This window comes from Streptomyces phytophilus (assembly GCF_013870535.1).
Taxonomy (GTDB): domain Bacteria; phylum Actinomycetota; class Actinomycetes; order Streptomycetales; family Streptomycetaceae; genus Streptomyces; species Streptomyces phytophilus.
Window position 1 is genome coordinate 1 of sequence record NZ_JACBXC010000600.1, and the last position, 3,642, is coordinate 3,642.

The 3,642-nt window shown below is 73.3% G+C and carries 3 protein-coding genes; 2 read left to right on the forward strand and 1 reads right to left on the reverse strand.

Annotated elements, in window-relative coordinates; all coding sequences use genetic code 11:
* Positions 1–1,527, forward strand: a 1,527-nt coding sequence (locus H5J30_RS22005) for an ATP-binding SpoIIE family protein phosphatase (protein WP_258563469.1), incomplete at its 5' end; no start/stop codon positions are given.
* A gap of 57 nt (positions 1,528–1,584) precedes the next feature.
* Here the strand turns inward: H5J30_RS22005 and H5J30_RS22010 are convergent.
* Positions 1,585–2,895: an MFS transporter gene (locus H5J30_RS22010; protein WP_181789115.1), complete on the reverse strand. Its 1,311-nt coding sequence runs from the start codon at positions 2,893–2,895 to the stop codon at positions 1,585–1,587.
* Positions 2,896–3,031: 136 nt separating this feature from the next.
* On the opposite strand from H5J30_RS22010, the gene H5J30_RS22015 reads away from it, so the two are divergent.
* Positions 3,032–3,610: a MarR family winged helix-turn-helix transcriptional regulator gene (locus tag H5J30_RS22015; protein ID WP_181789116.1), complete on the forward strand. Its 579-nt coding sequence runs from the start codon at positions 3,032–3,034 to the stop codon at positions 3,608–3,610.
* The last annotated feature ends 32 nt before the right edge of the window (positions 3,611–3,642 follow it).

Below are 3,642 nucleotides of genomic sequence, written 5' to 3' on the forward strand. Positions count from 1 at the left end.
CGCGCGTCGAACGTCAGGACGTGCCCGGCGTCGACCAGCACAACACGTTCACGTACGACGCTGCCGGCACCCGTCGCGGTCGTCCACGGCCCCGACCACCGCATCGCGTACGTCAACGACGCCTATGCGGCCGTCTTCGGCGCCCGCTCCCCGGGCCGGCCCGCCCGCGACGCGCTGCCCGAACTCGCCGAGCTGGGGCTGCTGCCGCTGATGGACCAGGTGCTGCGCAGCGGCACCCGGCGCACCGTCAAGGCACGCCGCGCCCCCGACGCCCGCTCGTACACGTTCACCTGCAGCCCCATCGACGTCGGCGAGAGCGGCGGCGTCCTCGTCTCCGCCGCCGACGTCACCGACCAGGTGGAGGCCGCGGAGCGGCTGCGCGCCGGCGAGCGCATGCAGCGCGAGGCCGCGGTCGCGCTCCAGCGCAGCCTGCTGCCGGAGGAGCTGGAGCACCCCGACGACCTGCGGGTCGCGGCCAAGTACCAGCCCGGCGGCACCGACGCCGCCGTCGGCGGCGACTGGTACGACGTCATCACCCTCGGCGCCGGCCGCACCGCGATGGTCATCGGCGACGTCATGGGCCGCGGCGTCCGCGCCGCCGCCGTCATGGGCCAGCTGCGCACCGCGGTGCGCGCGTACGCGCGCCTGGACCTCCCGCCGCACGAGGTGTTGCAACTCCTCGACGGCCTCGCCGCGGAGATCGACCCGAACCAGATCGCCACGTGCGCGTACGCCGTCCACGACCCGCACGAGGGCCGCCTGGTGCACGCCTCCGCGGGGCACGTGCCGATCCTCATCCGCGACGCCGACGGCACCGTACGCCGCGTCGACGAGCCCACCGGCCCGCCGCTCGGCACCGGCGGCTGGGTGCACACCTCCGCCGAGCTGCCCTTCCCGCCGGGGTCGACCGCGGTCCTCTACACAGACGGCCTCATCGAACGCCGCGGGCAGGACATCGAGGAGGGCGTGAACGCACTCGTGAGCGCGTTCGCGGGCGCCACCGGCGCACCCAGCGTCGTCTGCGACCGCCTCATCCGCTCCCTCGGCGTCACCGCCGAGCACGACGACGACGTCGCCGTGCTGGTGCTGGAGCACCCGCTGCGCGACGACGGCGAGGCCGAGCTGTTCCGCAGCGCGGCGCTGGACCTCCTCGGCGGCGTCGAGGCGGCCCCGCGCGCCCGCGCCTTCGCGGACGGCGTCCTGGCGAGCTGGCGCTTCCCGGCGGAGCTGCGCGAGCTGGGCGTGCTGGCGGCCAGCGAACTGGTCGCCAACTCCCTTCAGCACGGCTCCCCGCCGATGCGGCTGCGCCTGCGGCGTACGGACCGCAGGCTGATCGTCGAGGTCACCGACGGCGACGACCGCCTGCCCCGCCGCCGCCAGGCCGAGCCGGGCGACGAGACCGGCCGCGGGATCTCCATCGTCGCCACGATCGCGACGAGCTGGGGCTCACGCCGCACGCCGGGCGGCGGCAAGGCCGTGTGGTGCGAGTTCGTCCTGCCGGGCGGGCCGCGCGGGCGCAGTCACTGAAGCCGCGTACGCGACGGGGCCAGCCCGCACAGGCAGCCGCCTGCGCGGGCACGCCGGCTAGGCGGCCTGCACGGGCGCCGGCTCCGCCCCGGCAGCCGCCGGCTTGTGGGACGCCACCTGCACGGTGCCCGCAAGCCGCGGGCAGTCCTGCACCGGCGTCAGCCGCTTGCCCAGCCGCAGCCCCATCACCGTGATGCCCAGCGAGCACACGACGAGCATCGAGATGTACGCCCCGTACGCCCCCGCCCCCGCGAGCAGCCCGCCGACCGCCGGCCCGATCGCCAGCGCCAGCTGCTTGACCAGCGCAAACACCGAGTTGTAGTGCCCGATGTGCGAACTCGGCGCCAGATCGGCCACCAAGGGCGCCACGGTCGGCGACAGCATCGACTCACCGAGCCCGAAGAGCGCGTACGTCGAGATGATCGTCGCCGTCGCCATCGCCTGCCCGCCGACGACCCACCCCGAGGCCCCGGCCACCAGCCACGCGAACGTCCATATGAGCCCGACCGCGGCGATGACCCGGCTGCGCCGCCGCCGCTCCACGAGCCGCAGCACGGCGAACTGCGCCACGACGATCACCGCGGTGTTCGCCGCCAGCGCCACCCCGAGCGTCGACGGGGATATCCCCGACACCTCGACCGCGAACGCCGACAGCCCCGACTCGAACTGCCCGTAGCAGGCGAAGAACATCACGAAGCCCAGCACGCACAGCCACACCATCGCCCGGTCCGCGAGCAGCACCCGCCACCGCCCCCGGGCACCTTCGCCCGCGGGCCCGGCACCCACCGCCCGCGCCCCGCGCGGCAGCCGCACCGTGGCGATCACGGCACCGAGCACCAGGAACATCACCGACTCGATGGCGAAGAGCCGCACGAACGACCCCGTGTGCTCCTCGTCCACGAGCAGCCCGCCGAGCAGTCCGCCGACGCCGAGCCCGAGGTTGTTCAGGAAGAACTGCGTCGCGAACGCGCGCGACCGCGTCGCCGTGGTCGAGCACCACACGATCATCGTCGCCAGCGCCGGCTGGATGACCGCCATCCCGGAGCCCATCACCAGCGTCGAGGCGAGCACCATGGGCGCCGTCGAGGCCAGCCCCAGCGACAGCGCCCCGGCCGAGGCGGCGACCGTACCGACGAGCGCCACGGGCAGCGGGCCGCGCCGGTCGATGAACCGCCCGGTGAAGGGCAGCACGAGCAGCGCCGCCATGGCGAACCCGGCGAGCGCGACACCCGCCGTGGTGGAGCCCAGATCCCGCACCCGCGATACGTACAAGAACGTGTACGGCACCGTGAAGCCGCTGCCGAAGGCACTCAGCGCGTTGCCCACCTGGATCCGCCGGAGGGCCGTCGTACCGGACTCGCGTGTCACTGCTCACCACCCATACACACGTCTGACCCGGTGCCCGCGAGCTACCGGGTCGAAGACTTCGATGCTAAAGTTCAGAGCTAAAGAGTACATGACTGAGAACCTCGACGCGAACGAGATTGGTGGAATACTGCGCGCCATGTCCGACAGCGACGCCCCGGCCACCGACACCGACCGGACGCCCACGCAGGAGCTGCGCTCGCTCGACGAGCAGATCGCGCTCTACCAGCGGGAGTTCCAGGACCTCGACCCCCAGGTGGAGCAGATCGTCTCGGCCCTGAGCCGCCTCAACCGCCGCATGACCGTCGCCTACGGCCGCCACCTCTCCGACATCGGCATCAACGGCGCCGAGTGGGAGGTCCTCAAGGCCCTGGTCCTCGCCGGCGTCCCCTACCAACTGGGCCCGGGGGAACTGGCCAAGCGCCTCGGCCTCACCCCCGCCGCGATGACCCACCGCATCGACCGCATGGTCACCGAGGGCCTGGTCACCCGCGAACGCGACGAGGCCAACCGCGTCCGCGTCATCGTCGGCATCACCGAGCTGGGCCGCGACAAGTGGTTCGCGACCATGCGCATGGGCACCGACTGGGAGGAGGACCTCCTCCAGGACCTCACCCCGACCGAACGCACCCTGCTCGGCGAGCTGCTCACCCGCCTCCTCCGCCGGGTGGAGGACGCCCAACCCGACGCGAGCGGACGACTGTCCGACCTGGACTAGCCCATGATCGCGCTTGACACGGAGCACGTCGC

Excerpts from the sequence above, each read along its gene's own strand:
- H5J30_RS22015 (WP_181789116.1), top strand. The coding sequence starts at position 3,032 with ATGTCCGACAGCGACGCCCCGGCCACCGACACCGACCGGACGCCCACG.